Below are 25,978 nucleotides of genomic sequence, written 5' to 3' on the forward strand. Positions count from 1 at the left end.
GACTACCGCAGCGTATGAACGTCCCACAGCCAGACGTCCTCGACCGGGGTCGGTGCGAAGCCGAGCAGTTGCGTGACCGTCTCGCGCAGCGCCTCGCCGTTCTTCGCCGGGGGTAGCACCAGCACGTCGGCCTGCCAGAACCGCAGGTCGGTCAGCGCGCGGGTGCGCACGTCGGCGTCGATCGGCGGCACCACTCCGGTGTCCTGCACCTGCACCAGCAGGGTGGTGGTCGGGCGGGCCTCGGGTCCGTAGATCCCTTTCTTGGTGGTGCCGGTCGGGCCGACGAAGTAGCCCCCGGCCAGCGGGAAGGCGAAACCGCCGTCGGCCTGCCAGCGCAGGGCCCGCGCGTCGGGCGGCCGGGGCGGCGGGACGACGACCACCGAGCCGTCGGCGACGTAGCGGCGGACGGCGCCGTCGGCGAAGAAATCCGGTGTCGGCGCTCGCTCGACCACGGGGAGGATGGTCGGGGTCAGCGGCAGCAGCGCGCAGACGAGCGCGGCGAACCACGCGAGCGGCTTCCAGTCCACCGCCGACTGCGTCCAGGTCGTCACCGCGCGCTCGGTGGCCAGCGCGAGCACCACCGCGATGGCCGGGATCGCCGCCATGCTCAGTCTGCTCTCCAGCACGGTATTCAGCAGCGGTACCTGTTCGGCCCAGCGCCACGGCAGTTCGACGCCGGTCGGCCGCTTGCCGATCGTGGCGACCGCGCCCAGCGACAGCACGCCGAAGACCGCGATCACCACGCCCGCGGCCCGGACCACGCGATCGCGCCACAGCAGTCCCACCGTGAACAACACCAGCAGCAGTAGCGGCCAGCCGAAGTACGCGTTCTGCTCGGTCGGGTTGATCGCGACGTTCACGCCCGGCGCGAAGATCCCGCCCAGTGATTCGGAAGGGAACTGCACCAGCGCTCGCAGATCGTTGCCCATCGGCCCGTGGTCGATCGAGCGGTAACTCTGCGGTCCGAAGAACTGCCACCACAGCGGCACCTCGGTGAGCGCCAGCGTGATCGTCGCGGCCAGCAGCATGGTCGGCGCGAGGGTGCGCGTGACGCGCAGTGCGGTGCGCGGAACATGCAGGTAGTAGACGAGCGCGAATACCGCGAACGCGAGGGCGAAGATCAACAGCGGCTCCTCGCCGAGCGCGATCTGCACAGCGACCAGCAGTCCGAGGACGACGGCGTCGCGCACCCGCCCGCGCGGCCGGTCCGGTTCCGCCGCGGCGGCTCGTCGCGCCATCCGGATCAGTCGGCCCGCGATGACCGGCAGCAACAGCAGCACGACGAAATTCGGGTGCGCGTTGGCGTGGGAGATCATGCCGGGCGCGAAACCGCAGAACAGGCCACCGATCACCGCCGCGACCCTGGAGCCGACGAGCGCGAAGGCGAAGAGGCGGTACCAGGCGAACGCCGTCCCGGCCAGCCCGAGCGTGAGCACGAGCACGAACGTGACGGTGGGACCGAACAGCAGGGTGACCGGCGTCAACGGCACGCCGACGCCGAACATGGCCGTGTTGGCCATCATGTTCACTCCGGCCGGGAAGTTCTGCAGATCGGTGCCGAGCGGATTGCGCAAGGTTGCCACCGAGTGGGCGGTGACCGCGAAGAACCACTCCCACATCGTCTGGTCCTGACCGCTCTTGATCAGGTACCCGCTGCCGGTGTCACGCCACTGACCCGAGAGCACCGTCGCGGCCAGTGCCAGGTAGCCCATGCCGACGAGCAGATCGGCGCCACCGGTCCGGGGGATCCTCCGCGTGCGCGCGGGGCGGCTGAGCACTCCGGCCGCTGTCGTGGTCTCCGTCGCGACTGCGACCGCCGCCGATTCCGCCTGTTCGCCGGTATCGACGTCCTGTGCCCATGTCACCTGCGCACCACTCCTCGCCAGCGTTCGATAGCCGCCTCCGTGACCAACCACGCTGTGCGTGGACCGACAAACCGAAGGGGTATCCATTTCGCGCGAGTTCAATCGTCGCGCGCTGAACGATCAGCGGCGCACGGTGACCAGGGTGAACGGCCCGATGACGGTGGTGGTGAAACGCGGGTCGGCGAACAGCTGCTTGGGGAAGCTCACCGTGTAGCGCTCGACGTTCGGGTCGTTCGGGTAGACGTCCTTGGCCAGCCGCAGCGTGTACGCGTCCCCGCTGCGCCGGAACAGGAACGCGTCCGGCGCGCGCCATGGACTCGTCGCCAGCGCGTCCAGCAGCTCCTGTGGCGTCTTCAGTTCGCTCCAGCGCTCGATGGTCGCCGCCCGGCCCGCGAAATCGGCGAGCGGATTGGCGTAGTGCGAGGTGAGGGCCTGGTAGCCGAAGTAGGGATAGAAGGAAAGGAAGCTGGTGTCGGCGGTGAGCACCACGGTGTCCGAGCGCGGGCGACCGGTCTGCGCGGTGAGTGCCGCGTCCACCTCGTCATAGAAGGACACCGCCGAGGCCGCCCGTCGGTCGGCACGATTCCCGTCGCCGTCGGTATCGGTGTACGCGGTGGTGATCTCCGACGCCAGCACGTGCGGGATGTTCTGGGTGAACGCCAACGCGCCGATCGTCGCGACCACGATCGCGACGAGCCGGAACCGCGCGGGTTCGTTCAACGCCTGATAAATCACCCGCGCGCCCTCCACGAACCCGAACGCGCCCGCCACCGCCAGCAGCACCAGCAGCAGCGGTTCCAACCGGAAGGACAGCAGCGTGGTGCCCGCGGCGGTGGCCGCCATGGACAGCAGCGTCCACAGGTAGATCGCCGCCACGCCGATCGTCAGCGCCTGCGCCCGGCGTGACGACGCGGCGCGCAGCACCAGCCAGATCGTGCCGAGCAGGCACAGCGCGCCGAGCAGCGAGAAATGGAACATCGGCAGCGGCAGTTCCGCGCCCGCCTCCGGCAAGTAGTGCAGGGCGGTTCCGGAACTCGCCGTAGTGCCGCGCAGCGCCTTCGCCAGGTACGGCCCCCACACCAGCAGTGCGACCAGGCCGGAGATGACGCCGATCACCACCAGTCGCGCCAGCGGTGGCACCGCCGCGCGCCACGCGGGACGGCCGGTGTCCACGGCGGAGCCGGTGCGGCGGGGATGGTTCGTCGTGCGCTGCTCCCGGACCGCGAGGACCGCCGCCAGCAGGCCCATCAAAGCGACCGCGAACGCGGCCACCAAGAAGTACAGGGTGTAGAACGTGGCCGCCCAGCCCAGGAACAGCCCGGTGCCGACGATCGCGCCCCAGCCCCCGGCGGTGCGGCGCTCGGCCGCTGCGGTCGATCGCACGTCCTCCAGAGGCCGGTACAGCGCGCCCCAGGCGAGCACGAGCGCGGGCGGCAGCAGCAGCACGATGACGGCGCTGTACGCCTCCGGCGCGGCGTAGGCCACCGTGACCGCCGTGCTCGCCGCCGTGACGCCCACGGCCCAGTCGGCGCGGATCAGCTTCGACCACAGCACCAGCGCGACGACCGCGGCCACCGCGAGGAAGCCGATCGCGTACGGCTTGAACGCCTCCCAGCCGTCCATGCCGAGCAGGTTCGCCAGTCGTCCGCCGATCCAGAACCAACCCGCGGGATAGAACGACGGCAGATCCGCGTAGGTCATGTCGCGCAGCGCGGCGGAATCCGTCAGCCGGGTGAGGAATTCGGTGCGGAACTCCTGATCCACCGAGACGCCGAACAGATACAGCTTCGTCGCCGCCAACGGCATGCCGAGGGTGACCGTGACGAACGTCGAAAGACCGACCCAGGACAGCACTTTGGCCGCCCAGAGCCACTTGCGCAGCCGCAGCAGCGCGATGGCGACCGCGAGCAGCGCCGCCGCGCCGACCTGGCCCACCGTGGTCAGCGCCCGGGTCACGTTCGAGGAGTTGAAGGCGGGCCACTGCACCATCGAGAACGCGACGAGCCCGACGGCGGCCACCACCACGGCGACGAGCGCGGCGAGCGCGGCCTCACCGACTCCGGAGGCGACCTGCCGCACCGCGAGCGCTGTCCGCCCCGGCGCCGGGGCCGGATCGGCGGGACGCGGCGGCGCTTGGTCCGTCGCGGTCACCGTGCTCAACGGACCGCTCCGCGCACGTCGCAGGGGATTACTCGCATGGCGCCTCCGGGTTCACAGGATCCACTCCGTCAGACGATAGGTGCCCGCGCGATCACCGATCACGCGGGCACCGGGTCCGGGCTCGTTCGCCGAAGGTCAGATCGGCAGTCTGCGGAAGATCGAGCGCGGGATGTGCCGCAGGACCATCATCACGTAGCGGAAGGCTCCCGGCGCCCAGACCAGGTCCTTCCCCCGCTGTGACGCCGACACCGCCAGCACGGCGATGTCTTCCTTGTCGACGGTGAGCGGGGCCTCGTCGACATGCGCGGAGAACCTGGTCCGCACCATGCCGGGCCGGATCACCAGCACGCGGGGACCGTGCGGGCGCAGCGCCTCGCCGAGGCCGAGGTAGAAGCCGTCCAGCCCGGCCTTGGTCGATCCGTAGACGAAGTTCGAGCGCCGCACCCGTTCACCGGCGACGGAGGACAGGGCGATGATCCGCCCGAAGCCCTGCGCTTTCATCTTCTCGCCGACCAGCACGCCGACCGAAACCGCCGCGGTGTAGTTGACCTGGGCGACCCGCACGGCCTTGCCCTGGTTCTGCCACAGCTCCTCGGGATCGCCGTCGAGCGCGAAGGCGACGATGGCGACGTCCACGTCGCCGGCGTCCCACGCCGCGTCGATCACCTTGGCGTGGCCTTCGGTGTCGAGCGCGTCGAAATCGATGACGTCGACCTGGCTCGCGCCCGCGGCCTTCATCTGCGCGACCGCGTCCTCGCGCAGCGGATCACCGGGCAGCGCCGCGAGGGTGATGCGCGCGGGGCCCTTCTTCAGGTACTCCGCGCAGATCGCCAAGCCGATCTCCGAGGTGCCGCCCAGCAGCAGAATCGACTGCGGGTTGCCAACGGCATTGATCACTGCAGCTCCAGCCTTCTCGCCATATCGGACATGAACACGCCTGTGGGGTCGACGCTCCTGCGCACCTTGATCCACTCATCGATCCGGGGATACATCCGGTGGAACGTCTCGGCGGTGGTCCGCGAATCCTTCGCGGTGTACAGCCGCCCGCCGAACTCGAGCACCCGCCGGTCCAGCTCGCCGACCAGCTCGTTGAGGCCCGGCTTGATCGGGAAGTCGACGCAGATGTTCCAGCCCGGCATCGGGAAGCTCAGCGGGGCCTGGTTGCCCGGGCCGAACAGCTTGAACACGTTGAGCGCCGAGTAGTGCCCGGACGCCTGGATGTCGACGATGATCCGCTTGAACTCCTCGACCGCCTCGGTCGGCACCACGAACTGGTACTGGAGGAAGCCGTTGGAGCCGTAGCCGCGGTTCCACTCCGCGATCATGTCCAGCGGGTGGTAGAACTGCGTCAGATTCTGCACCTTGCCGGTGTAGTTGCCGCCCATCCGGTAGTACGCCTCGCCGATGGACATCAGCGTCAGCTTGTTCATCGTCCAGTTCGGGAAGATGTCCGGGACGGTCATCAGTTGCGGCGCGTCGAACTTCAGCGGCTTGCTGCGCAGCCGCTTGGGCAGCTCGTCCAGCTTCGCCAGCCTGCCCCGGGTGATCGTCGCGCGGCCCAGCTTGGGCAGCGGGCTGATCACGTCGAACCAGGCGCTCGAGTAGGTGTAGTTCGACTCGCTGCCGTCGCTGTGCGCGGCGATGGTCTCGTCGAGCGTGGTGGTCTTCACGCCGTCGTTGAGGAAGTAGGCGGTCTCCGTGGGCACCATCTCGATGGTCGCGCGCAGGATGATGCCGGTGAGCCCGTTGCCGCCGACGGTCGCCCAGAACAGCTTGGCGTTGCGCTTCGGCGTGATGTGCTGCACCTGCCCGTCGGCGGTGAGCAGATCGATCGAGCGCACGTGGTTGCCGAAGCTGCCCTCGCTGTGGTGGTTCTTGCCGTGGATGTCGGAGGCGATCGCGCCGCCGATGGTCACCTGGCGGGTGCCGGGCAGCACCGGCACCCACAGGCCGAACGGCAGCGCGGCCTTCATGAGTTGATCCAGGCTGACACCGCCGTCCACGTCCACGATGCGGGTGTCGCGATCGATGCGGTGGATGTTGTTCAGCGCGGTCATGTCGACGACCAGGCCGCCCGCGTTCTGCGCGTGGTCGCCGTAGGAGCGGCCGAGGCCGCGGGCGATCACGCCGCGCCGCAGGTGGGCGGGCTTGGCGTCGTTGTCCTCGGCGACCATGGCGACTGCCTTGGCGATCAGTTCGGGATCGCTGGTCGAGAGCACTTCGGAAGAGGTGGGTGCGGTGCGACCCCACCCGGTCAACGTGCGGGTGCGCGTCGGAAGATCGAACGCGTTCCCCGCGGCCGGGCCGTCGTTCGTGACGCCGGCGCCTTTGTCGTTCCCGGTTGTCTTGGTGGCGGTCGGAGCTTTCGTGGACATCGGCATAGAGGCTACAGGTATGACGCCAGATGGGGACGGGGTCGCTCTACCCCTGGGTAGTGATGTACGCGTCGCCCAACCGAATCTCGGCCATTTCCCGGTCGGCCGCTACGCTCGTCGGCGTGCAAGCCGAACCCCACCTGCCGCTGCCGGCGGAGTTGCCCCTGGTCGACGAGCCCGCCGACGCGAGCGACGGGCCCGAAGGAGGCAGCGTGCGTGACCACGCAGGGTCCCGGGAGCGCCGGATCGAGCCCAGCGCCGAGGTCGATCTCAAAACGCAGATCATCCGGTTCACCCTCACCGGCGGGTTCTCGGCCGTCGTCGACTACGGGCTCTACAGCCTGCTGCTGAACCTGGTGGGCCTCCCGGTCAATGTCGCCAAGTCGATCGGCTTCGTGGCGGGCACCACCACGGCCTACCTGATCAATCGCCGCTGGACCTTCCAGGCCGCGCCCAGCCGCGTCCGCTTCCTCGCGGTGGTCGCCCTCTACGCGGTGACCTTCGCGGTGCAGGTCGGCATCAACGCACTGCTCTACTTCACCCTGCCCGGCGAGTGGTGGCGGCAGCCGCTGGCCTTCGTCGTCGCCCAGGGCACCGCGACGGTCATCAACTTCGTCGTCCAGCGCTTGGTGATCTTCAAGATCCGCTGAGGCGCGGGTCGGCCGCCTCGATCTTCGCGACCTGGCAACCGGCTGGCTCACTTACGGTGCCCTCGCTGCGTGTAGTCAGCGGCCGAAGGCCTTGAGGAAAGTGGCCACCGCGGAGTCGGTGAGGTTGCGGAGTTCGGCGTCGGGGACCGGCGATGTCCCGAGCCGGAGCAGACCGTCGGCGGGACCGGCCAGCAGTGCGGTGAACTGCCCGGCTGCCATCTCGGGGTCATCGATGCCGAGCCGGCCGGCCAGCGACAGCCGGGCGAGCCGATCGCCGAGTGCGGCGGTGGTGCGACGGGAGACCTCGGTCACCAGATCGATCAGATCCGGAAATCGCGTGGCTTCGGCGGAGACCAGCCGTCGCAACGCACGCGATTCCTCGGCGCAGTAGCACCTGAGCAATCGCAGCCCGACTTCACGTAAGCGAGCGGGCAGGTCGTCACCGGAGGATTCGAGCTGCTCGATCACGCCCAGGTTCGCCGCGAGCGCGGTCTGCGAAAGCGATTGCACCGCTCGGCGGAACAAGGACTCTTTGTCGTGGAAGTGGTTGTAGACCGTGGCCTTGGCGACCTTGGCCTCGGCGGCGATGTCCTCCACCCGGGCCTGCGCGTATCCCTCTCGCGCGAAGACCGTGAACGCCGCGCCCAGAACGGCCTGCTCTTTGTCGATCCGGCCACGGGACGGCGTTCGCCAGTTCCCTGAGGTCTGCAACGCGGTCATGCGGTCATCATAACCGTCGGACCAGCGATTTGAACTCGCGAGTCTGCTCAGTCAGACTGGTCAACCTAGACTGGTGAGTCTAATCGACTGTTCTTGTGGATCTATGCGAAGGGAATGACCGTGAAAACAGCGGTGATTACCGGCGGGACCGATGGCATGGGAAAGGCGCTGGCGCTGACCTACCTGCGTCGCGGCGATCAGGTCGTCGTCATCGGCACCGACGCGTCCAAAGGGCAGGCGATGCTGGATGCCGCCGCCGAACTGGAGGCCGGCGCGCGCATCGAGTCATCCGGGCGGATCTGAGCTCGGTCGCGGAGAACAGGCGGGTGATCGAGCAGATCACGGCGGCGCACGAGGTGGTGGACACGCTGGTGCTGGGCGCGCGCTACTACCGCGCCACGCGGTTCGTCACCGCGGAAGGTTTCGAAGCCGGTTTCGCGCTGTTCTATCTGAGCAGGTACCTGCTCGGGCACGGCATCGTGACCCAGTTGGACCGGGCGGACGCTCCAGTGATCCTCGACCTGTCCGGCCCCGGTGGCGACCTCGCCGGAATTCGCTGGGAAGACCTGCAGTTCGCCGAGTCCTACGACCCGGACGCGGTCATGCGGCAATGCGGGAAGCTGAGCGATCTACTCGCGGTGAACTTCACTCGGCGCTATCCCGACAGCCGGATTCGATATGTCCTGTTGCATCCCGGACTGACGGCGACCGGATTCACCGGGCAATACGACGCCGCCAGTGCCGAATTGGTCGCGAGCATGCGGAAGCGGGGTCAACCGGTGCAAGCCGCTCTCACTCGCATCCTCCGTCACCTCGACCACCCGCCGACCGCACGCCTCAGCGCTTTCATGCAGGACGATCCGGTCGACGTCCACGGCCGTCCGTTCGACCCCGAAGCTGCCGACCGATTGGCGCGTATCACCGCTGATCTGCTCCTAGCGGTTCAGACCCCGAAGCCATGAGGTTCGCCCGGCCCCACGCTTCCAGCGGGAGCAGGGCGGCGTTGAGCTGTTCACCCAGCGGGGTCAGCGAGTATTCGACTCGGGGAGGCACTTCGTCGTACACCTCGCGGTGGACGATCCCGTCTGCCTCGAGTTCGCGCAGGTGTGTGGTGAGGACCTTCTCGGTGACGCCCGGCACCTGGCGACGCAGCTCACCGAAGCGGTGGGGGCGTTCGCTCAGGGGCCAGAGGATCAGCATCTTCCACTTGCCGTTCAGGACCGACAGTGTCGCGTCGAGCCCGCACGTGTACGCACCCGGCCTGCGTGTGATCGGCACGACTACCCCTTTCACCTGCCTGTTTGCTTACCCGGAGGTGCGTACCCACTTCCCTGTGCGTACTTGTCCGGCCCGGGCGCCGGACGAAGAGTAGCGGTCATGTCCGTCAACTCGAACAAAGCGCTCACTGTCCTCGGTCTCGGTGACATGGGGTCGGCCCTCGTCCGCGCCTGGCTTGCTGCCGGCCACGCCGTCACGGTCTGGAATCGCAGTGCCCGGCAGGCGCCGCAGGGGGCGACGGTCGCCACCACCGTCGCCGCCGCCGTCACCGCGAACACTCTCGTCGTCGTTTGCCTGCTCGACGATGCTTCGGTGCGTGCCACCCTGGACGGGATCGACCTGACCGGTCGCGACATCGTCAACCTGACCACCAGCACCCCCGCGGAAGCCCGCGGGCTCTCCGAATGGATCACCGCCCGCGGGGGACGTTTCCTGGATGGCGGGATCATGGCCGTTCCGTCGATGATCGGGGTGGCCGGCTCGGGCGCGTACGTGTTCTACAGCGGTTCGCCGCAGTTGCACGAGACGTACGCCGAGACCTTGGCCGTACCCGCCGGTGTCGAGTACGTGGGCGCGGACCCCGGATTCGCAGCCCTGTACGACGTTGCCCTGCTGAGTGCCATGTGGGGCATGTTCGCCGGCGCCGCACACGCTTTCGCGCTGATCGGCAAGGAAGACATCGCGCCGGTGGAGTTCGCGCCGCTCCTGGTCGCCTACCAGCAGGCCATGGCGGGATACGCGTACGGCACCGCCGCGCAACTGGCCAGCGGCGACTACACCGAAGGCGTCGAGTCGAACCTGGCCATGATGGTGACGAGCAATCGAACGCTGCTGCGTACCGCCACCGAACAAGGCGTCAGCCCGGAACTCCTCACGCCCTTCATGGCGCTGATGGAGCGCCGGTTGGCCGAGGGCGGCGGGAACGAGTCGACCACCGGCGTCGTCGACCTCCTGCGCCGCTGAGAGTTCTGCGAGTGGATCGAGGGGCGAGGCGATGCCCGCCCTCGGTCGAGTCGGAGGCACTGGTCGACCGCAGGTCCGTGGTGTGTCCGCTTGGGCAGGATGGGGAGCGGTTGATGCCGGGCTCGCTCGGCCGCCCACCCCTCAGGAAGCGCTGATCGACGTCTCGGCCAGTTCGTTCTTCTCCGCCTTCGCGCCGAAGTAGTCGCCGCCTTTGGCGCGCACGTTGTCGGTGCCCCACTCGCGCTGTTCGCGTGGGGCGAGGACCAGGTGCGGGATGTGTTTGCGGCAGTGGATGTAGGCTTCTTCGACGTCGACCACTACCCAGTTCTCGGCAGTGCGGCCCTTGTGATCGACGGGCAGGTCGGTCACGACGCTCCGGAGTGCGGGGTCCGGGACGATATGTGCCGAGCCGTTGATGTGCAGTCCGATGAGGTCGCGCACGAAATCGATGAGCAGAATCCCGACGTGCGGATTCTCCAGGATATTGCCGAGACTGGCCATCACGCCGTTGCCACGGTATTCCGGGTAGGCGATCCGGCGTTCATCGATGACATGCAGAAAGCCGGGTACCCCGGCACGGAAAGTCGAGTCGCATTCGCCGCGTTTGTCCGCCGTGGCGATGAAAGCCATATCCATCCGGCCGATGAATTCGATCATCGCCGGATTGAGGCGATCGAGCACTTGATCGTCGTAGAAGCGCTGGGCGCGATCTTGTGTTCCGTACCGTTCCTGCAGCTCACGCTCACCGTCGCTGCCGTTGTGTGTGCCGGGCATTGCCGCCCCCTCTGGTTGCCGGAATCCGGGGTCCGCCAGGCTCGACGTTGAACCGCGGTCGTACCGAGATCGCGACAATTTTAGATGAAGAGCGCGCGGCAAAACGCCGGAATCCACGGAGATTCGGTCCGCGATTCGCTTCCGGCGCAGTGATTTCCATAGATTAGCTAAGAGCCGACCGGCCGGAATTATTTCCGGCCGGTCGGGATTTGCGGAAGTGATGCACGGTGCCTCAGGCAGGGGCCAGCGTGACCGGAACCCCGTTGAACACGGCGTTCCCGGAAGGCGCGTCGACCACCGAATCATCGGTGAGCACATTGGCGTTGACGCCCGCGTGCGCACGGGCCACGCTCTGCTCGCTGTCGGCGTGGCCCCACCCGTGGGGCAGGCTCACCACGCCCGGCATGATGGCCTCTGTCGGCTCCAGCGGGACCGTCAGTGTCCCGGCGGCCGACTTGACCACCGCTCGGTCGCCGAGCCCGAGTCGCGCCACGTCGGCCGGATTGATGTGCAGTGTGCAGCGATTCGATCCGCTCACCAGCGGTGCGATGTTGTGCATCCAACTGTTGTTGGACCGAAGCTGCCGCCGCCCGATCAGCACGATCTCCGGTGCGGCGTCCGACAGCCGCGCCTTCATCCGCGCCACGTCATCGAGCAGTGGTGCGGGGGCCAGGTCCACCCGGCCGCTCGCCGTACGCAGCACGCCCGGCAGCCGGGGCTGCAAAGGGCCGAGATCGAGGCCGTGCGGGTTGTCCAGCAGCACTTGCAGATTGAGCGCGCCGCCGTTCCATTCCCCGTACGGTCCGAGACGCAGCATCAGATCGATGCGCTGCTCGGTGCTGTTCTCGCCGATCAGGTCGCCGCGCCGCTGTGCGATCCCGGCCTTGTGCAGCATCCCCGCGATGACGAGTTCGTCCACGGCGGTGAGCGGATCGACCCCGTCGGAGCCGTTGTGCGGCCTGCCGGTCAGCGCCGCGGCGAGGCGAGCCAGCACGGCGGGCTCGGACGGCCGATCGCCCAGTGGCACCAACGGACGGGAGTAGCGGGTGTAGTTCCGCACGGCGAATTGCAGCAGCGCGAAGTCGTAGTGGGCCGACTGGATGGGGCGCGGCGGAGGCAGGATCACGTCGGCGTGCTTGGTGGTTTCGTTCAGGTACCGGTCCACGCTCACCATGAAGTCGAGCTGGGCGAACGCCTCGTCCAAGCGGGCTCCGCTGGGCGCGGACAGCACCGGATTCCCGGCGACGGTCACCAGCGCGCGGATCTGCCCCGCGCCGGGCGTGGTGATCTCGTCGGCGAGCGTGGCGACGGGCAGTTCGCCCATCGCCTCGGGCAGTTCGCGCACCCGGCTGGTCCAGCGGCCGGTGCGGAACGGCCTGGTACGCGGGATGCCGCCCGCGGCGGCGGTGGCGAACATCGCGCCGCCGGGGGAGTCGAGGTTGCCGGTCAGCGCGTTGATGGCGTCGACGAGCCACTGGGTGATGGTGCCGAATTCCGCGGTGCAGGTGCCGATGCGGGCGTACACCGCCGCGGTCGGCGCCGCCGCGAGCTCGCGGGCCAAGCGCACGATCGTGGCGGCCGGGACGCCGGTGCGGGCCGCGACCGTCTCGGGGTCGAATGCCGCGGCGGCCGTGCGCAGTTCGTCCAGGCCGGTGACCTCGACACGCAGATCGGTCAGCTGCTCGGAAAACAGCGTGTGCACGATGCCGAACAGCAGGTACGCGTCGCTGCCGGGCCGGATGAACAGGTGCTCGTCGGCCAGTTTCGCGGTGCGGGTCACCCTCGGATCGACCACCACGAAGCGGCCGCCCCTGCCGCGCAGCGCCTTCAACCTGCCCGGGAAATCGGGTGCGGTGCACAGTGAGCCGTTCGACTCCAGCGGATTGGCCCCGAGCATCAGCAGATAATCGGTGCGGTCCAGGTCGGGCACGGGCACGGTCAGCGGGTCGCCGAACATCAGTCCGCTGGCGACCTGTTTGGGCATCTGGTCGGCGGTGCTGGCCGAGAAGATGTTCTTGGTGCCGAGCGCACGCAGCAGCATCGGCACGTACAGCGTGCCTGCCACCGTGTGCGCGTTGGGGTTGCCCAAGTATGCCCCGGCCGACTGGTTTCCGTGCTCGGCCACGACGGCGGGGAAGCGCTCGGCGATGTAGTCGAAAGCTTCGTCCCAGGTCGCAGTGCGCCGAGCACCGGTTACGCGATCGCGGATCAGCGGTTCGGTCACCCGGTCGGGGTCCTCGTCGAGGTGGCCGAAGCTGGCCCCTTTGGGGCAGATGAAGCCCTTGCTGAAGGGATCGCTGCGATCGCCGCGGACCGAGGTCACGTGGTCGTCGGGATCCAGGGTGAGTTCCAGGCCGCAGACCGCCTCACAGAGCGGGCAGGTCCGCAGCAGATTGCGCGATTGCGTGATCGGGGCCATACCCCATCTTGTCGTCCGGTGGCGAAACTGAAAAGAGAACGCTTGATATCGCGACGCCAAACGACCGGTACCCGGTGACGCTCCGGGGTGGGGAGCCGGAGCGTCAGGACGGATACCGGTCGCAAACAGGCCGGGTAGCGCGGCCCCGGCCCGCGATCAGCAGGTGAACTCGATCATGGGCGCGTTGCTTCAGCAGGCGATGGTCAGCTTCGCGCGACGCGAGGCGGTGGCGGCGCGCACGGCAGCTGCGATCGCGACGACCGGCGGCACCCAGCGGGCCTCGGCGGGTGCGACGCCCCAGCAGGCCGAACCGGCCGACAGATGGGTGGGCGGCAGCGGGATGCCCGCGCCGTCGGTGTACACGGTGGCGCCGGCCTCGCGCAGCGCCTGCAGCGCCATCGCGGCCTTGCGGACGCCGGTGACCAGGTGGATCTCGCGACGCTCCGGGCCGGGAATCTCGATCACCGCACCGGACAGGTTGTTCGCGCGCAGGAAGCGGCGGACCTCGCCGGCCAGTTCGCCGGTGACCTCGATGCCGGACAGGTCGTTGTCGGTGATCAGGCTCAGACCGTTGGCCGTTTCGGCGACCGTCCACCCGCGCTGGTTGTAGTCCTGCGCAGCGGCGGTCAGTTCGGCCGCCGTGACGGAAGTCGGAAACGTGGTGCGCACTGTCTTCTCCATTCCCCGGTAGATCTCTGGGTCCTGCATTCATGGGTCGTATCGCCGGGGGCCGCCGCGGACGTTACGGGTTCTCCGAAAGAATTTCCGGAGTGTCGTCTACGTCTCATTTCCGAGGGGGTTCGTCGGCTTTCGGCCAAGCATCCCGAGGTGGCTCGCCAGGCTTGCCACGCAGCTACTTTCGGCCGCGGACCTGGCCGCTCGCTGTGCCGAGGCCGCGAGATCGCTGTGGATGGGTGTGAACGATGTTGCTGGTACGAGAACATCCCGGTCGAGTGCGTTTCCGGCTGGATTCGCCCGCCCCGGGCAGGGAGGATTCCGGCATGAGCGTCAGGCCCGGAGGCGGCAGCTCGCGTGACCACGCAGGGCCCGCGCATGCCGAGGAGGACAGAGCATGAGCGTCAGGCCCGGAGGAGGACCCGGCATGAGTGACGAATCCAACGGCACCGGCGCGCCCGCCGGTGCGCCCGCGGACGACGAGGACTACGAGGCCGAGTCCCGCTGGGTCGCGTGGAAGGAGTCGGCGGCCGAGCGGTTGTCCGGGGCCGCCGACGAGGACCAGCCCGCCGAGCCGTTCCGCAGTCCGCGTGCGTTCGCGCAGTGGAGCGCCGCGGCCGCGCGCGCCCTGTTCGACGTCCAGTTCCACCGCCCGGCCACCCGCACGCTTCTGCCGCTGGCCTACGTCCTCGGGCTGGTGTTCGCCGTCGCCGTCCCTCTCATGCTGACGGTGTCGGCGTGGCGGGTGTCCGCGGTGCTCGGCGTGCTCGCCGCGGTGCTGGGCGTTCCGCTCGGCCTGACCATCGCGGCGGCCGTCCGCCTGATGCTGGAGTTCCTGGTGAACGCCTCGCGTCTGGCGACCAGGGTGGAGCACATCAGCGAACTGGCCGACGACCTGTTCCAGGCGCTGTCGGACGTGGCCGAGCCGGTCAACCAACTGTCCGAAGACGTTCGCGCGGTGCAGTTCTGGCGTTTCCGCAAGCGAAGCCCGCGCAGGTAGGAGACGAAATCGCGCTGCGCGGAAGGGGTTTGACTCCCTGAAGCCACCGGCCTAGCCGAGACACCCGCCGTGACCGGTGCGAGTTTCACTGTGAACAATGCTGTTCGGATACCCCGCACATCCACCACGGGTGTCCGGAGAGGCGGGGCCGCGTCGCAGACCTGGCACGGTTCACGGTGCGGCCGGTGTACGGCGAGACAGGGGGGAAGCATGGCTTTACCACAGGGGACCACCGGATCGACCATGCCGCGGCGACAGCTCGGCAGGCAGCTGCGCGACCTGCGCAACCGGGCCGGGATGACGACGCGCGTGGCCGCGCGGCAACTGGAGTGGTCGGAGGCGAAGATCTGGCGGATCGAGACCGGTCAGACCTCGCTGCGCGGTCTCGATGTCGAGGCGATGTGCAAGGTCTACGGCGCGCCGCCCGAGCTGCTCGAACCGTTGCGCACGCTGGCGCGCGACACCAAAGCCAAGGGATGGTGGACCGCGTACGGCGACGTGATCCCGGAGGGCTTCGACGTCTACATCGGGCTGGAAGAGGCGGCCACTAGGCTGTCCACTTACGAGAACGAACTCGTCCCAGGACTGCTGCAAACCGAGGGCTACACCCGCGCGGTGCTGGCCGCCGCGCATCCGGAGCTGTCCGCCGACGAACTCGACCGCAGAGTGCGCCTACGGCAAGCCCGGCAGGCGCTGGTCACCCGCACCGACGCACCGTTGCGGCTGGACGCCCTGATCGGCGAGGCGGTGCTGCGGCGGCGGATCGGCGACCCGGCGGTGTTCGCCGAGCAACTCGACCGGCTGCACCGCATGGCCGAGTTGCCGAACGTCCGGATCCGGCTGGTGCCCATGGACTGCGGCTATCACGACGGCATGACCTCGGGTCGGTTCGTGCTGCTCGATTTCCCCGAGGCGGCTTCCGGCGAGCCGTCCGAACCGCCGGTGGTCTACGTGGAGGCGTTCACCGGACCGATCTATGTGGACAAGGAGCACGAGATCGCGCGTTTCCGCGCGGCGTTCGCGAGTATCGATGCGATGGCGGTCGACCTGCGCCCAGGCGTCGATGCCGCCCTTCGGTCGCTGTGACCTGCGGTTACCTCGCGCTGATCAGCACTTCGGCGGGCCCGGCTTCTCCCAGGTATCGCTCAGGACGGCTCGGTGGGTGGGCAGGGCCTGTTCGTAGACTTGGCGGCCCTTCTCGGTGAGGCAGACGAACACGGCGCGGCGGTCTTGCGCGCACATCGTGCGCTGGACGAGGCCGTCGCGCTCCAGCCGGGCGACGGCCCGCGACAGCGCGCTCTGACTGAGGTAGATGTCGTTGGCCAGATCGCTCATACGGTAGTCGCCGCAGTTCGCGTCGACCAGCCGATCCAGCGTCTCGAATTCGCTGAGGCCGATCTGATGCCCGTTCTGGAGCGCCTTCTCGAGTGCGCAACTCACCGTCGCGTGCCGGTCGAGCAGCTCGCGCCACTCTTCGACCAGCCCGGTCGGCGCGACGATGCGCCGGGCTGGGTCCACGGTGGTCGGCTTCGACATGGCCCCATCCTAGTGGTCCGGGCATGTTCATGCAACTGCATTAAATGTGTTGGCATTTAATGCACACGCATGTAATGTCCTCCGCATGACTTCACCAGCCACGCTCTCGGCCGCCGCGGCGACCGATCCGACCAGATGGTCAGCCCGGCTCTGGGGCATGCTGATCACGCTGTGCATCGTGCTGTTCCTCGACGGTCTCGACGTTTCGATGATCGGTGTCGCGCTGCCGTCCATCGGCGCGGAACTCGATCTGTCCACCTCGACCCTGCAGTGGCTGGTCAGCGGCTACGTGCTCGGATACGGCGGCCTGCTGCTGCTCGGCGGCCGCACCGCCGACCTGCTCGGGCGGCGCAAGGTCTTCCTGATCGCGCTCGCGGTCTTCGCGGTCGCCTCGCTCGCCGGTGGCCTGGTCAGCTCCGGTCCGCTGCTGATCCTGACCCGTTTCATCAAGGGCCTCGCCGCCGCGTTCACCGCGCCGACCGGCCTGTCCATCATCACCACGAACTTCGCCGAGGGACCGGCCAGGAACAAGGCGCTGTCCATCTACACGGTGTTCGGCGCGGGCGGCTACTCGATGGGTCTGCTGTTCGGCGGGCTGATGACCGGTGTCGGCTGGCGCTGGACGTTCCTGCTGCCGGTGCCGATCGCGCTCGCCGCGCTGGGGGCCGCCTACCTGCTGGTGCCCAAGGACAAGCCCGCCGAGGAAGGCGGACACGACCTGCTGGGAGCGCTGCTGTCCACCGCGGCCATGCTGCTGCTGGTCTACACCGTGGTCGCCGCGCCCGAAGTGGGCTGGGCCTCGGCGCGCACCGTCGGATCGTTCGTCGCGGTCGTCGCGCTGTTCGCCGGATTCGTCGGGGTGGAGAAGCGGGTGCGCTACCCGCTGGTGCGCCTGGGCATCCTGCGCAAGTCCTCGCTGGTCCGCGCCAGCCTCGCGATCGTCGCGGTGGCGGGGTCCTACTTCAGCTGGCAGTTCATCGTCACGCTGTACATGCAGGACACGCTCGCCTGGTCGCCGCTGAAGCTGGCGATGGCGCTGCTGCCGGTCGGTCTGCTCGTCGTGCTGTCGGCGTTCTTCTCCGACAAGCTGGTGGATCGTTTCGGCACCGGGCCGGTGATCGCGGTCACCATGGTCGTGATGGCCGTCGGGTACCTGCTGTTCCTGCGGCTGGACACCGCGCCGTCCTACCTGACGATGCTGCTGCCCGCGGTGCTGCTCATCGGCATCGGGTGGGTCGGCTTCCCGGCCATCAACATCCAGGCCACCAACGGCATCGATGATGACGAGCAGGGCCTCGCCGCCGGTGTGCTGCAGACCTCCATGCAGGTCGGCGCGGCCATCGTGCTCGCGGTGACCACGGCGATCATCTCCTCCGGCGCGCACGCCGACATCTCGGCCGCCGGGATGCTCGACACCTACCGGCCCGGCCTGGAGTTCGCCGCGGGCGTGTCCATCGTCGGCGCGCTCGTCGCCCTGCTGGCCTTCGCGCCGCGCGTCCGCGCCCAGGAGCGGGCGGCGGACGAGGCGAAGGAGCTGGAACTCGTCGCCTGACCGGCCGCCTACCGCCGAGCGCCGTCACCGCACCGGGTGGCGGCGCTCGGTGTGTGCGGCCGCCGAACTTCGCTCGGCCCGGCGCAAGTCGCCGCCGTCCGGCCGCGGCTTCGATGCGGTTGTCGCCTTGCCTGCCCGGGTATCGGATTGGGCTGGGTCGGGAATACGCTGCCGCACCCTGCTCGGTCCGACGCCTCCGCCACGCTCGGTCAGCTGTGCCGCTCGGCGGCTGCCTCGCCCTGCTGGGCCACGCCCGACATCGGCTGGGGCCGCGTCGACTCCGCCTCCGGGTGAATCAGGAGAACGGCGGGGCCGCGGTGTCTTTCGCGGAACGGACGAAGGTGAGCTCGTTGCCGTTGCGCCCCACCCTCGGCCACTCGATGCCCAGCGTGGGATCGAACGCATCGATGTCGTGGTCGAACTGGGGCTGGTATTCCAGCGAGCACAGGTAGGTGACCGTCGATCCGTCCTCGAGGGAGAGGATCGCGTGGCCGAGCCCTTCGGACAGGAACACCGAGCGCCGGTCGACGTCGTCGAGCAGCACGCTGTCCCAGCGCCCGTAGGTCGGCGAGCCGGGACGCAGGTCCACCACCACGTCGAGGAACGCGCCACGCACGCAGGTCACGTACTTGGCCTGCCCGGGCGGGTCCTCGGTGTAGTGGATGCCGCGCAGCACCCCGGCCGCCGACACCGAGCAGTTCACCTGCCGCAGGTCGAACGCCCGCCCGGTCGCCTTCTCGAACTCCGAGGCCTTGAACCCTTCCATGAACATGCCGCGATCGTCGCCGTGCTGACGCGGTGTGATCACCCACGCGCCCGGCACCGCGAGTTCCCGGAATTCCATGCTCACCAGTCCCGTCCGCGTTCGAGCAGATCGAGCAGGTAGCGGCCGTACCCGGAGCGCACCAGCGGTTCGGCGAGCGCGCACAGTCCCTCGTCGTCGATGTAGCCCATCCGCCAGGCCACCTCCTCGGGCACGCCGATCTTCAGGCCCTGCCGCTCCTCGATGGTGCGCACGTAATTGGCCGCGTCGAGCAGGGAATCGAAGGTGCCGGTGTCCAGCCAGGCCGTGCCGCGGGCGAGCACGTCCACGCTCAGCCGATCCTGTTCCAGGTAGGCGCGATTGATGTCGGTGATCTCGTATTCGCCACGCGCGGACGGCCGCAGCGAACGGGCGATCTCCACCACGTCGTTGTCGTAGAAGTACAGGCCGGGAATTGCGTAGTTGGACCGCGGCGCCTTCGGCTTCTCCTCGATGGACACCGCACGCCCCTCGGTGAACTCCACGACGCCGTAGGCCGTCGGGTCCGACACCCAGTACGCGAACACCGCCCCGCCGTCGATCTCGTGGAAGCGATGCAGACTGGTGCCGAGGCCGGGCCCGTGGAAGATGTTGTCGCCGAGCACCAGTGCGGCGCGATCGGTGCCGATGTGGTCGGCGCCGAGGACGAAGGCCCTGGCCAAGCCGTCCGGCTCGGGCTGAACCACGTAGCTCAGCGACAGACCGAACTGCGCGCCGTCGCCGAGCAGCCGCCGGAACGCCGCGGCGTCCTCGGGCGTGGTGATCACCAGGATGTCCCTGATCCCCGCGAGCATCAGCGTGGAAAGGGGGTAGTAGACCATGGGTTTGTCGTAGACCGGGACCAGCTGCTTGCTCACCCCGCGCGTGATCGGGTGCAACCGGGAGCCGGTGCCGCCCGCCAAGATGATTCCGCGCATGCATGGAGTCTGCCAGTTTCACGGCGCCGGGATTCGGTGAGGTTCCGAGTAGTCCTCGATTCGGTCACGAGGCGTTTCGCGACGGCGTGGATCGGGCGATTCTGTTGCGTAGGTCACGATGCGCATGGTGTTCTGAAAAGACACTGTGTGAGATGTCAGCGCCGACACCTCGCCTGGGCGACCTCGGTCCGGTCGTGAATCGGCGCGCCAGTTGTGAGGTAGGTGCGCGATGGCGACCAGACAAGGCGAGCCCGGCGTGGTGATGAATCCGCAGGGCCCCAGCGCGCAATCGCGCCTGCTGCTGGCCACCTGTATGGGCGTGGTGCGGCCGGTGCTGCGCACCTTCCCGGTAACCAGGACGACCATTCCCTTCGGGGCCGCCACGGTGAGCGGGCTGGCGCGGTTGCGTCCGCGGCCGCACGGCATCGATCGGGAGCAGGTTTCGCTGCGCGGCCTCCGCCTGGAGATCATTCGCCCGGCCGGCGCGGCGCGGGCGCTGCGCCACGGGGCGGTGCTGTACATGCACGGCGGCGGCTTCGCGATCTGCGACACCTGTAGCCACCGTCCGGTCGCGGCGAGCCTGGCCCGCCGTATCGGGCTGCCGGTGATCAATGTCGAGTACCGCCAACTGCCCGGCACCCGCATCTCCCAGTCGGTGCGGGACTGTTTGTCCGCCTATCGCTGGCTGCTGCGCCACGGCGCGGATCCGGCGCGGATCGTCTTCGCGGGCGACTCGGCGGGCGGTTTCCTCGCCTTCGCGACCGCACTGCTCGCCCTGGCGGAGGGACTGCCCGCACCGGCCGGGTTGGTCGGTTTGAGCCCGCTGCTGGACCTGGACTACGCGGCGAAGCGGGACTATGTGAACGTTACGCGGGATCCGTACATCCCGCTGTCGGCGTTGGCGGCGGTGGTGCGCATCGGCGCGGAGGTCGACGGGATGCTCGATCCGAGTCTGTCGCCGGTCAACGCGACACTGTCCGGGCTGCCTCCGGTGCTGTTGATCGCCGCCGAGGACGAGGTGCTGCGGTTCGACTCCGAGCTGATGGCGCAGCGGCTCACCGCGGTGGGTGTACCGAACACGCTGGAACTGTGGCGCGGCCAAGTGCACGCCTTCATGAGCATCGCGCCGGGCCTGCCGGAGAGCAGGGCGGCGCTGGCGCGGGTCTCGCGGTTCGTGCGCGCCCGCATCGAGGACGACCAGCAGGTACGGACGGCTTGACCGTCCTGCCTTCCGAGGCGAGCCTCGCCCCGCGTTCGGCCGGGACGGGGCTCGCGTCCTGTCCGGGGTGCGCGGCGAGGGCGCCGGTGGCGCGAGCTGCGCGCTGGTCACGCGTATGCCGCTGGTGACGACCAGAACTTCGAAATTCCGGATAGAAGTTATCTGGCCTTGATAGCGCAGGTCAGCGCAAGCAAAATTCCGTTGGTTCCATTTTGTTCAGTGGTTGTTCACCTTCTCCTGGGCGAGCTGAATAACGCCGAGCCCCGTCCGCGTGGTCGCGCGGACGGGGCTCGGCTTTTCGATTCAGTTGTGTGCGTTCAGCCGGAAATTACTTGGCGGGCGTGAACGGCTGGTTGACCGTGGTGAAGTACTGAATCGCAGCGCCGATCGCGACCGGGGCGGTGATCAGCAGCTGGCCCGCGAGGGTGCCGAGCGCGCCGATGGCGAGGATGCCGCCGAGGCAGCCGATGGCGGCAGCCGGGATGAACGGACCGAACAGGCCGACGATCGTCGCCGAGGCGACGGTGGCGCCGGCGATGCCGCCGAGGACGCAACCGACGGCGCCGCCGCCGATGCCGCCGACCAGGGTGCCGATGGCGGCACCGGTGGAGATGGTGTCCTTCAAGCGGTTGAACGCGGCGACCTCACGGTCGTACTCGCTCTTCCAGGGCGCCTTGTCCTCGAACGGGAGGGCGACCGGCTTGTAGGTCGCGTGCGCCAGGTCGAACTGCGGGGTCAGGGTGGCGGTGCGGTCCGCGATCTCGGCAGCGATCGGGAACTCGAACTCGTCCACCCGGAAGGTCAGCGGCATACCGGTGAGGACGTCACCGTTGGCGGCCTTGACCTTGAAGGTGCCATCCTCGACGACCATGGAGCCGGCATCGGTCGTGATGATGGACTGGGTTTCGGTGGAGTGCGCGGTGAAGTTCACGGCGCCTTCGGCCTCAGCGGCCGGAGCCGCGTTCACGGTGCCTGCGGTGACGCCGAGAGCGGCGATCAGCAGCGCCGACGTCGCGGCGAATTTCCTCATCAGCATTTTGTTTCGAACCTCGATTGGAACGTTCGGAGGGGACTAGACGAGCAAAATCTAGACCAGCTAACGCGTGGTGAACCCGTTGTGACTGTTTATTCAAATTTTGTTCACCGTCGAGACTTGCGGCTTGGTGGGGTTACGGAAATGTAGGCGCTGACCGGGGTTTTTCGCGGCGAACCAATCCGTGAGTTCTTTCCGGTGGGAAGTCAATGAGACGAAGGTCACAGATCGAAAATCTGGAGCGGCCCTCGGCCGCACGGGATTTCGAGTCTGTCGCCGAGGCGCGCCGGCCCCACGTAGAGTCATGGGGTGCGATTGCTCGTCACCGGTGGCGCCGGCTTCATCGGCGCGAACTTCGTCCAGCAGACCGTGTCCGACCATCCGGATACGACCGTCACCGTCCTCGATGCCCTGACCTACGCCGGGAACCGGGCCTCGCTCGCCCCGGTGGCCGACCGCGTGGATTTCGTGCACGGTGACATCGCCGACCTCGACCTGGTCGACGAACTGGTCAGCGGCGTGGACGCGGTGGTGCACTTCGCCGCCGAGTCGCACAACGACAACTCCCTCGCCGAGCCGTGGCCGTTCGTGCAGACCAACATCGTCGGCACCTATTCGCTGTTGCAGGCGGTGCGCAGGCACGACGTGCGCTATCACCACGTCTCGACCGACGAGGTCTACGGCGACCTCGCCCCGGACGATCCGGCGTTCACCGAAGCCACCCCGTACAACCCGTCCAGCCCCTACTCGGCCACCAAGGCCTCCAGTGACCTGCTCGTGCGGGCGTGGACCCGGTCGTTCGGCGTGCGGGCCACCATCTCCAATTGCAGCAACAACTACGGGCCCTACCAGCACGTCGAGAAGTTCATCCCCCGGCAGATCACCAACCTGATCGACGGGGTGCGTCCGCGGCTCTACGGCGCGGGGCACCAAGTGCGCGACTGGATTCACGTCGAGGACCACAATCGCGCCGTCTGGGAGATCCTGCGCCACGGCCGGATCGGGCAGACCTATCTGATCGGCGCCGACGGGGAACTCGACAACAAGTCCGTGGTGCGGATGATCCTCGCGGAGTTCGGCCGCGACCCCGACGATTTCGACCACGTCACCGACCGGCCCGGGCACGACCAGCGCTACGCGATCGACGCGACCCTGCTGCGCGCCGAACTCGGCTGGCGGCCGCACTACGCCGACTTCCGCGCCGGTCTGGCGGCGACCGTCCAGTGGTACCGGGACAACGAAGACTGGTGGCGCCCGTACAAGGCCGCCACCGAACGGGCCTACCTCGCCGCCGGCGAGCGCACGCTCAGCGCCACGGGAGACTGAGACGGCAGCGGCGCCGCGGGAACCGGTCCCGCGGCGCCGCACCGGATACCTTCTCGCTCAACCCCAGACGATGGTGTAGTACTTCGCCGCCGCCGCCACCAACGCCACACTCGCCGCGACGACCACGGTGACGGCCGGGCCCACCGACGGGGTCTTGCCCATGGAATCGGTGAGCCGCAGGGGCATCCAGCGCAGCAGCACCGCGAAGGTGACGATCGCCAGCGGCACGAAGTAGCGGCCCTGCACGCCGTCGACGATGTAGTAGCCGACCGGCGTGAACGACATGTAGAGCGTCACGTAGATCATCGCGACGCTCGCGGCCATGGTGAGCGCGACGAGCAGCGTGCGGCGGAAAGCCGGCGCGGTCATCCGCTCGGCGACGCCGAGACTCACCGCGAACGCCAGCAGGCAGGCCAGCATCGAGAGAGCGGGCACGTCGACGTAGGCGAAGCCGAGTTCGCCGAAGAACTGGCTGAACCAGCGCTGGTCGCGCAGCGCGATGCTCTCGCCGAACACGTGCGCGAACTCCGGCGGGTCGCGCAGGATGCCGCTGAGCTGATCGCCGGGACGCACCGAGTGCCACTGGTGCTGCGGACGCATCAAGCCCATGCCGTCGCCGGTCGGCGCCGCGATCTTCATCCACACCGCGAAGGCGAGCGCGCCGGTGGCGGCGAAGACCCACGGGATACCGCGCCGCCAACCGGTGAACCCGAACCGGTCCGCGGGGACCAGGGCCACCAGCAGCGCGAGCAGCACGTAGGTCGGCTTGCTCACCGGCAGCAGGATCGTCGCGGCCAGCAGCGCGCCGATCTCCACCCGGCCCAGGCGCTCGCCGAGGAACACGGCCTTCACCAGCAGCGCGGAGACCAGGATGGCCAGCGCGTTGGTCATGGTGTCGGCCGTGACCGTGCCCGCCTGGAACACCGCGATCGGCAGCACGGCGACGGTGAACGCCAGCCACTGCACCCGGTGCGCGCGCAGCGCGTACAGGCCGAACCCGACCACCGCGAGGTAGGCGAGCAGTCCGGCGACGCGGGTGAGCAGGAGCAGGCCGCCGACATCGAGCCCGAACAGTTCACCGAGACGGATACCGATGGCCGCCGGGACATAGGGGACCGGCGAGTAGGCGGCGGTATTGGTGAACCAGACCGGCTCCGTGGCGTCCGACACCGCGGCGGCCGTCAACTGGTCGTAGCGGCCCGGGTCGCCCACCATCGGGTCCGGCTCTTCGGGGTTGGTGGTGTAGTCCTTCAGCGCGTAGCCCATCAGCACGGTGATGCTGGAGGGGACGTCGCCGCCGTAGGCGACGCCGCGATCGTCGTGGATCTTCTGGGGCAGGAATCCGCCGTGCGCGACCTGGTAGGCGCGACCGAACTGGGTGATCTCGTCATGACCCCAGAACGGCGGGGTGAGGACGGTGAACAGCGCGCCGAAGATCGTCGCCAGCAGGGTGAAGGCGATCGTCGCCCCGCCGAGCCGTGCCACCGCGCGGCCCGCGAAGCCTCCGGCGGACCGGTCGCCGCCGGGCGCGGTCGCCGGCTCGGCGTCGACCGCGGGTAGCGGTGCGGTGTCGGTGGCGGGTAGTGGCGCCGTGTTCGCGGGCTCGTCCAGATCCTTGTCCGGCGTCGCGGTCGGATCCGCCGAGGTCGTCAACGCCCGGCCTCGGCGGCACGGGCGGCAGCGCCGGTGATCCGCGGGTCGTCCGCGCCCACCGCGGTGTAGCGCAGGTACACCAGGCGCGCGGCCTCGTGGCGGGAACGCCGGATGCCGTCGAGGATCAGGCCCGCCGTCCAGGCGAGACTGCCCAGCAGCAGCAGCGTGAAGCCGAGGAACAGCGTCGGGAAGCGCGGCACTTCGTGGGTGTTGTAGAACTCGACCACGATCGGAATGGTCAGGATGATCGAGACCAGCCAGCTCAGCGTCCCGAACAGACCGTAGAAAGCGACCGGCCGCTCGTGCCGGGCCAACCCGACGATGAGGGCCAGGATCTTGAAACCGTCGTGGTAGGTGCGCAGCTTGCTCTCGCTGCCCGCGGGGCGATCGCGAAACCCAACCGGCACCGCCGTCTTCGGCACCCGCAGGTGCAGCGAGTGCACGGTGAGCTCGGTCTCGATCTCGAACTCACGGGACACGGCGGGGAAGCTCTTCACGAAACGACGGGAGAACACCCGGAAGCCGGAGAGCATGTCCTCGACGTTCTCGCCGAACACTTTCCCGACCACGCCGTTGAGCACCTTGTTACCGGTTTCGTGTCCCGCGCGATAGGCCGAGCCGCTCTCGTCCTGTTTACGCACGCCGAGCACGTGGTCGTAGGGGCCGTCCAGCAGCGTCTTGATCATCAGCGGCGCGGCGGACGCCTCGTAGGTGTCGTCGCCGTCGATCATCAAGTACACGTCGGCCTCGATGTCGGCGAAGGCGCGGCGCACCACATTGCCTTTGCCCTTGGTGTGCTCGTGCCGAACGATCGCTCCGGCTTCGCGGGCGCGCTCGGCGGTGGCGTCGGTGCTCAGATTGTCGTAGACGTAGACGACGATTCCCGGCACGGCGGCCTGCAGATCTGCCACGACCTTGGCGACCGAAGCCTCTTCGTTGTGACACGGAACCACGGCGGCAATACGGAGCTCGGTGGAGTCCACCCGGGTCAATCCTCGCGATCGGTGAATGTGGGAACACGGGGAGGGTACAGGGATCTCACAGCCTGTGCGTGGCCGACC

24 protein-coding genes are annotated in these 25,978 nt (G+C 68.5%); 9 read left to right on the plus strand and 15 right to left on the minus strand.

From position 1 onward, the window contains the following. Nucleotides 1-2: 2 nt before the first annotated feature. From ON27_RS00985 to dprE1, 4 genes are all read right to left on the minus strand, one after another. Nucleotides 3-1,865 (minus strand): glycosyl transferase, encoded by a 1,863-nt coding sequence (locus tag ON27_RS00985; RefSeq protein WP_043717909.1) that lies wholly within the window; start codon nucleotides 1,863-1,865, stop codon nucleotides 3-5. A gap of 120 nt (nucleotides 1,866-1,985) precedes the next feature. Further along, nucleotides 1,986-3,944, minus strand: a complete 1,959-nt coding sequence (locus ON27_RS00990; RefSeq protein WP_043718032.1) for a galactan 5-O-arabinofuranosyltransferase — start codon at nucleotides 3,942-3,944, stop codon at nucleotides 1,986-1,988. Nucleotides 3,945-4,160: 216 nt separating this feature from the next. After that, on the minus strand, nucleotides 4,161-4,922 hold the full coding sequence (dprE2, locus tag ON27_RS00995) for a decaprenylphospho-beta-D-erythro-pentofuranosid-2-ulose 2-reductase (RefSeq protein WP_043717911.1): 762 nt from the start codon (nucleotides 4,920-4,922) through the stop codon (nucleotides 4,161-4,163). Further along, nucleotides 4,919-6,406: a decaprenylphosphoryl-beta-D-ribose oxidase gene (dprE1, locus tag ON27_RS01000; protein ID WP_043717913.1), complete on the minus strand. Its 1,488-nt coding sequence runs from the start codon at nucleotides 6,404-6,406 to the stop codon at nucleotides 4,919-4,921. The genes dprE2 and dprE1 overlap by 4 nt, the downstream gene beginning before the upstream one ends. A 116-nt stretch (nucleotides 6,407-6,522) precedes the next feature. Between dprE1 and ON27_RS43810 the strand changes: the two genes are divergently transcribed. Further along, a complete protein-coding gene (locus tag ON27_RS43810; RefSeq protein ID WP_083887314.1) occupies nucleotides 6,523-7,050 on the plus strand; it encodes a GtrA family protein in 528 nt (175 codons plus the stop codon). A gap of 75 nt (nucleotides 7,051-7,125) precedes the next feature. Here ON27_RS43810 and ON27_RS01010 read toward each other — a convergent pair whose 3' ends face one another. Further along, a complete protein-coding gene (locus ON27_RS01010) occupies nucleotides 7,126-7,770 on the minus strand; it encodes a TetR/AcrR family transcriptional regulator (RefSeq protein ID WP_043717917.1) in 645 nt (214 codons plus the stop codon). A gap of 120 nt (nucleotides 7,771-7,890) precedes the next feature. Between ON27_RS01010 and ON27_RS44255 the strand changes: the two genes are divergently transcribed. Together ON27_RS44255 and ON27_RS01015 are read left to right on the plus strand one after the other, a co-directional pair. After that, nucleotides 7,891-8,073: an SDR family NAD(P)-dependent oxidoreductase gene (locus tag ON27_RS44255; protein WP_218002944.1), complete on the plus strand. Its 183-nt coding sequence runs from the start codon at nucleotides 7,891-7,893 to the stop codon at nucleotides 8,071-8,073. A 23-nt stretch (nucleotides 8,074-8,096) separates the two neighbouring features. Further along, on the plus strand, nucleotides 8,097-8,732 hold the full coding sequence (locus ON27_RS01015) for an SDR family NAD(P)-dependent oxidoreductase (protein ID WP_051046101.1): 636 nt from the start codon (nucleotides 8,097-8,099) through the stop codon (nucleotides 8,730-8,732). Here the strand turns inward: ON27_RS01015 and ON27_RS01020 are convergent. Continuing rightward, nucleotides 8,689-9,048, minus strand: coding sequence for a winged helix-turn-helix transcriptional regulator (locus tag ON27_RS01020; RefSeq protein ID WP_043717921.1), 360 nt, complete (start codon nucleotides 9,046-9,048; stop codon nucleotides 8,689-8,691). The genes ON27_RS01015 and ON27_RS01020 overlap by 44 nt on opposite strands. Nucleotides 9,049-9,147: 99 nt before the next feature. On the opposite strand from ON27_RS01020, the gene ON27_RS01025 reads away from it, so the two are divergent. Continuing rightward, nucleotides 9,148-10,011 (plus strand): NAD(P)-dependent oxidoreductase, encoded by an 864-nt coding sequence (locus tag ON27_RS01025; RefSeq protein WP_043717925.1) that lies wholly within the window; start codon nucleotides 9,148-9,150, stop codon nucleotides 10,009-10,011. A gap of 141 nt (nucleotides 10,012-10,152) precedes the next feature. On the opposite strand, the gene ON27_RS01030 is transcribed toward ON27_RS01025, so the two are convergent. From ON27_RS01030 to ON27_RS01040, 3 genes are all read right to left on the minus strand, one after another. Then, on the minus strand, nucleotides 10,153-10,785 hold the full coding sequence (locus ON27_RS01030; protein ID WP_043717930.1) for a pyridoxamine 5'-phosphate oxidase family protein: 633 nt from the start codon (nucleotides 10,783-10,785) through the stop codon (nucleotides 10,153-10,155). A 232-nt stretch (nucleotides 10,786-11,017) separates the two neighbouring features. Then, the gene (locus tag ON27_RS01035; RefSeq protein WP_043717933.1) at nucleotides 11,018-13,204 is read right to left on the minus strand and encodes a molybdopterin-dependent oxidoreductase; all 2,187 of its coding nucleotides are present in this window, start codon (nucleotides 13,202-13,204) and stop codon (nucleotides 11,018-11,020) included. A gap of 189 nt (nucleotides 13,205-13,393) precedes the next feature. Then, on the minus strand, nucleotides 13,394-13,912 hold the full coding sequence (locus tag ON27_RS01040; RefSeq protein WP_245559734.1) for a hypothetical protein: 519 nt from the start codon (nucleotides 13,910-13,912) through the stop codon (nucleotides 13,394-13,396). Between the two features lie 394 nt (nucleotides 13,913-14,306). Here ON27_RS01040 and ON27_RS01045 point away from each other — a divergent pair, with 394 nt between their 5' ends. Then, entirely contained in the window at nucleotides 14,307-14,879 is a 573-nt protein-coding gene (locus ON27_RS01045; protein ID WP_043717937.1) for a DUF4282 domain-containing protein, read from the plus strand. A gap of 210 nt (nucleotides 14,880-15,089) precedes the next feature. Continuing rightward, nucleotides 15,090-15,965: a helix-turn-helix domain-containing protein gene (locus tag ON27_RS01050; RefSeq protein ID WP_043717940.1), complete on the plus strand. Its 876-nt coding sequence runs from the start codon at nucleotides 15,090-15,092 to the stop codon at nucleotides 15,963-15,965. Nucleotides 15,966-15,986: 21 nt separating this feature from the next. Here ON27_RS01050 and ON27_RS01055 read toward each other — a convergent pair whose 3' ends face one another. Continuing rightward, nucleotides 15,987-16,415: a MarR family winged helix-turn-helix transcriptional regulator gene (locus ON27_RS01055; RefSeq protein ID WP_043717942.1), complete on the minus strand. Its 429-nt coding sequence runs from the start codon at nucleotides 16,413-16,415 to the stop codon at nucleotides 15,987-15,989. 85 nt (nucleotides 16,416-16,500) lie between these two features. On the opposite strand from ON27_RS01055, the gene ON27_RS01060 reads away from it, so the two are divergent. Next, nucleotides 16,501-17,967: an MFS transporter gene (locus ON27_RS01060; protein WP_043717944.1), complete on the plus strand. Its 1,467-nt coding sequence runs from the start codon at nucleotides 16,501-16,503 to the stop codon at nucleotides 17,965-17,967. 295 nt (nucleotides 17,968-18,262) lie between these two features. Here ON27_RS01060 and ON27_RS01065 read toward each other — a convergent pair whose 3' ends face one another. Both ON27_RS01065 and rfbA read right to left on the minus strand, forming a co-directional pair. Beyond that, on the minus strand, nucleotides 18,263-18,811 hold the full coding sequence (locus tag ON27_RS01065; RefSeq protein ID WP_043717947.1) for a dTDP-4-dehydrorhamnose 3,5-epimerase family protein: 549 nt from the start codon (nucleotides 18,809-18,811) through the stop codon (nucleotides 18,263-18,265). Nucleotides 18,812-18,813: 2 nt separating this feature from the next. Next, nucleotides 18,814-19,686 (minus strand): glucose-1-phosphate thymidylyltransferase RfbA, encoded by an 873-nt coding sequence (gene rfbA, locus ON27_RS01070; RefSeq protein ID WP_043717949.1) that lies wholly within the window; start codon nucleotides 19,684-19,686, stop codon nucleotides 18,814-18,816. A gap of 229 nt (nucleotides 19,687-19,915) precedes the next feature. On the opposite strand from rfbA, the gene ON27_RS01075 reads away from it, so the two are divergent. Then, a complete protein-coding gene (locus tag ON27_RS01075) occupies nucleotides 19,916-20,905 on the plus strand; it encodes an alpha/beta hydrolase (protein WP_051046102.1) in 990 nt (329 codons plus the stop codon). A gap of 328 nt (nucleotides 20,906-21,233) precedes the next feature. Here ON27_RS01075 and ON27_RS01080 read toward each other — a convergent pair whose 3' ends face one another. Further along, nucleotides 21,234-21,941, minus strand: a complete 708-nt coding sequence (locus ON27_RS01080; protein ID WP_043717952.1) for a DUF8020 domain-containing protein — start codon at nucleotides 21,939-21,941, stop codon at nucleotides 21,234-21,236. Between the two features lie 306 nt (nucleotides 21,942-22,247). On the opposite strand from ON27_RS01080, the gene rfbB reads away from it, so the two are divergent. After that, nucleotides 22,248-23,264, plus strand: coding sequence for a dTDP-glucose 4,6-dehydratase (gene rfbB / locus ON27_RS01085; RefSeq protein ID WP_043717955.1), 1,017 nt, complete (start codon nucleotides 22,248-22,250; stop codon nucleotides 23,262-23,264). A 57-nt stretch (nucleotides 23,265-23,321) separates the two neighbouring features. Here rfbB and ON27_RS01090 read toward each other — a convergent pair whose 3' ends face one another. Next, nucleotides 23,322-24,917, minus strand: a complete 1,596-nt coding sequence (locus ON27_RS01090) for a DUF2142 domain-containing protein (RefSeq protein WP_043717957.1) — start codon at nucleotides 24,915-24,917, stop codon at nucleotides 23,322-23,324. Further along, nucleotides 24,914-25,900 (minus strand): glycosyltransferase, encoded by a 987-nt coding sequence (locus ON27_RS01095; protein WP_043717960.1) that lies wholly within the window; start codon nucleotides 25,898-25,900, stop codon nucleotides 24,914-24,916. Before ON27_RS01095 ends, ON27_RS01090 begins: the two co-directional genes overlap by 4 nt. Nucleotides 25,901-25,978 lie beyond the last annotated feature (78 nt).

This window comes from Nocardia asiatica NBRC 100129, assembly GCF_000308415.1.
In the GTDB taxonomy this organism is placed as follows: Bacteria; Actinomycetota; Actinomycetes; order Mycobacteriales; family Mycobacteriaceae; genus Nocardia; species Nocardia asiatica.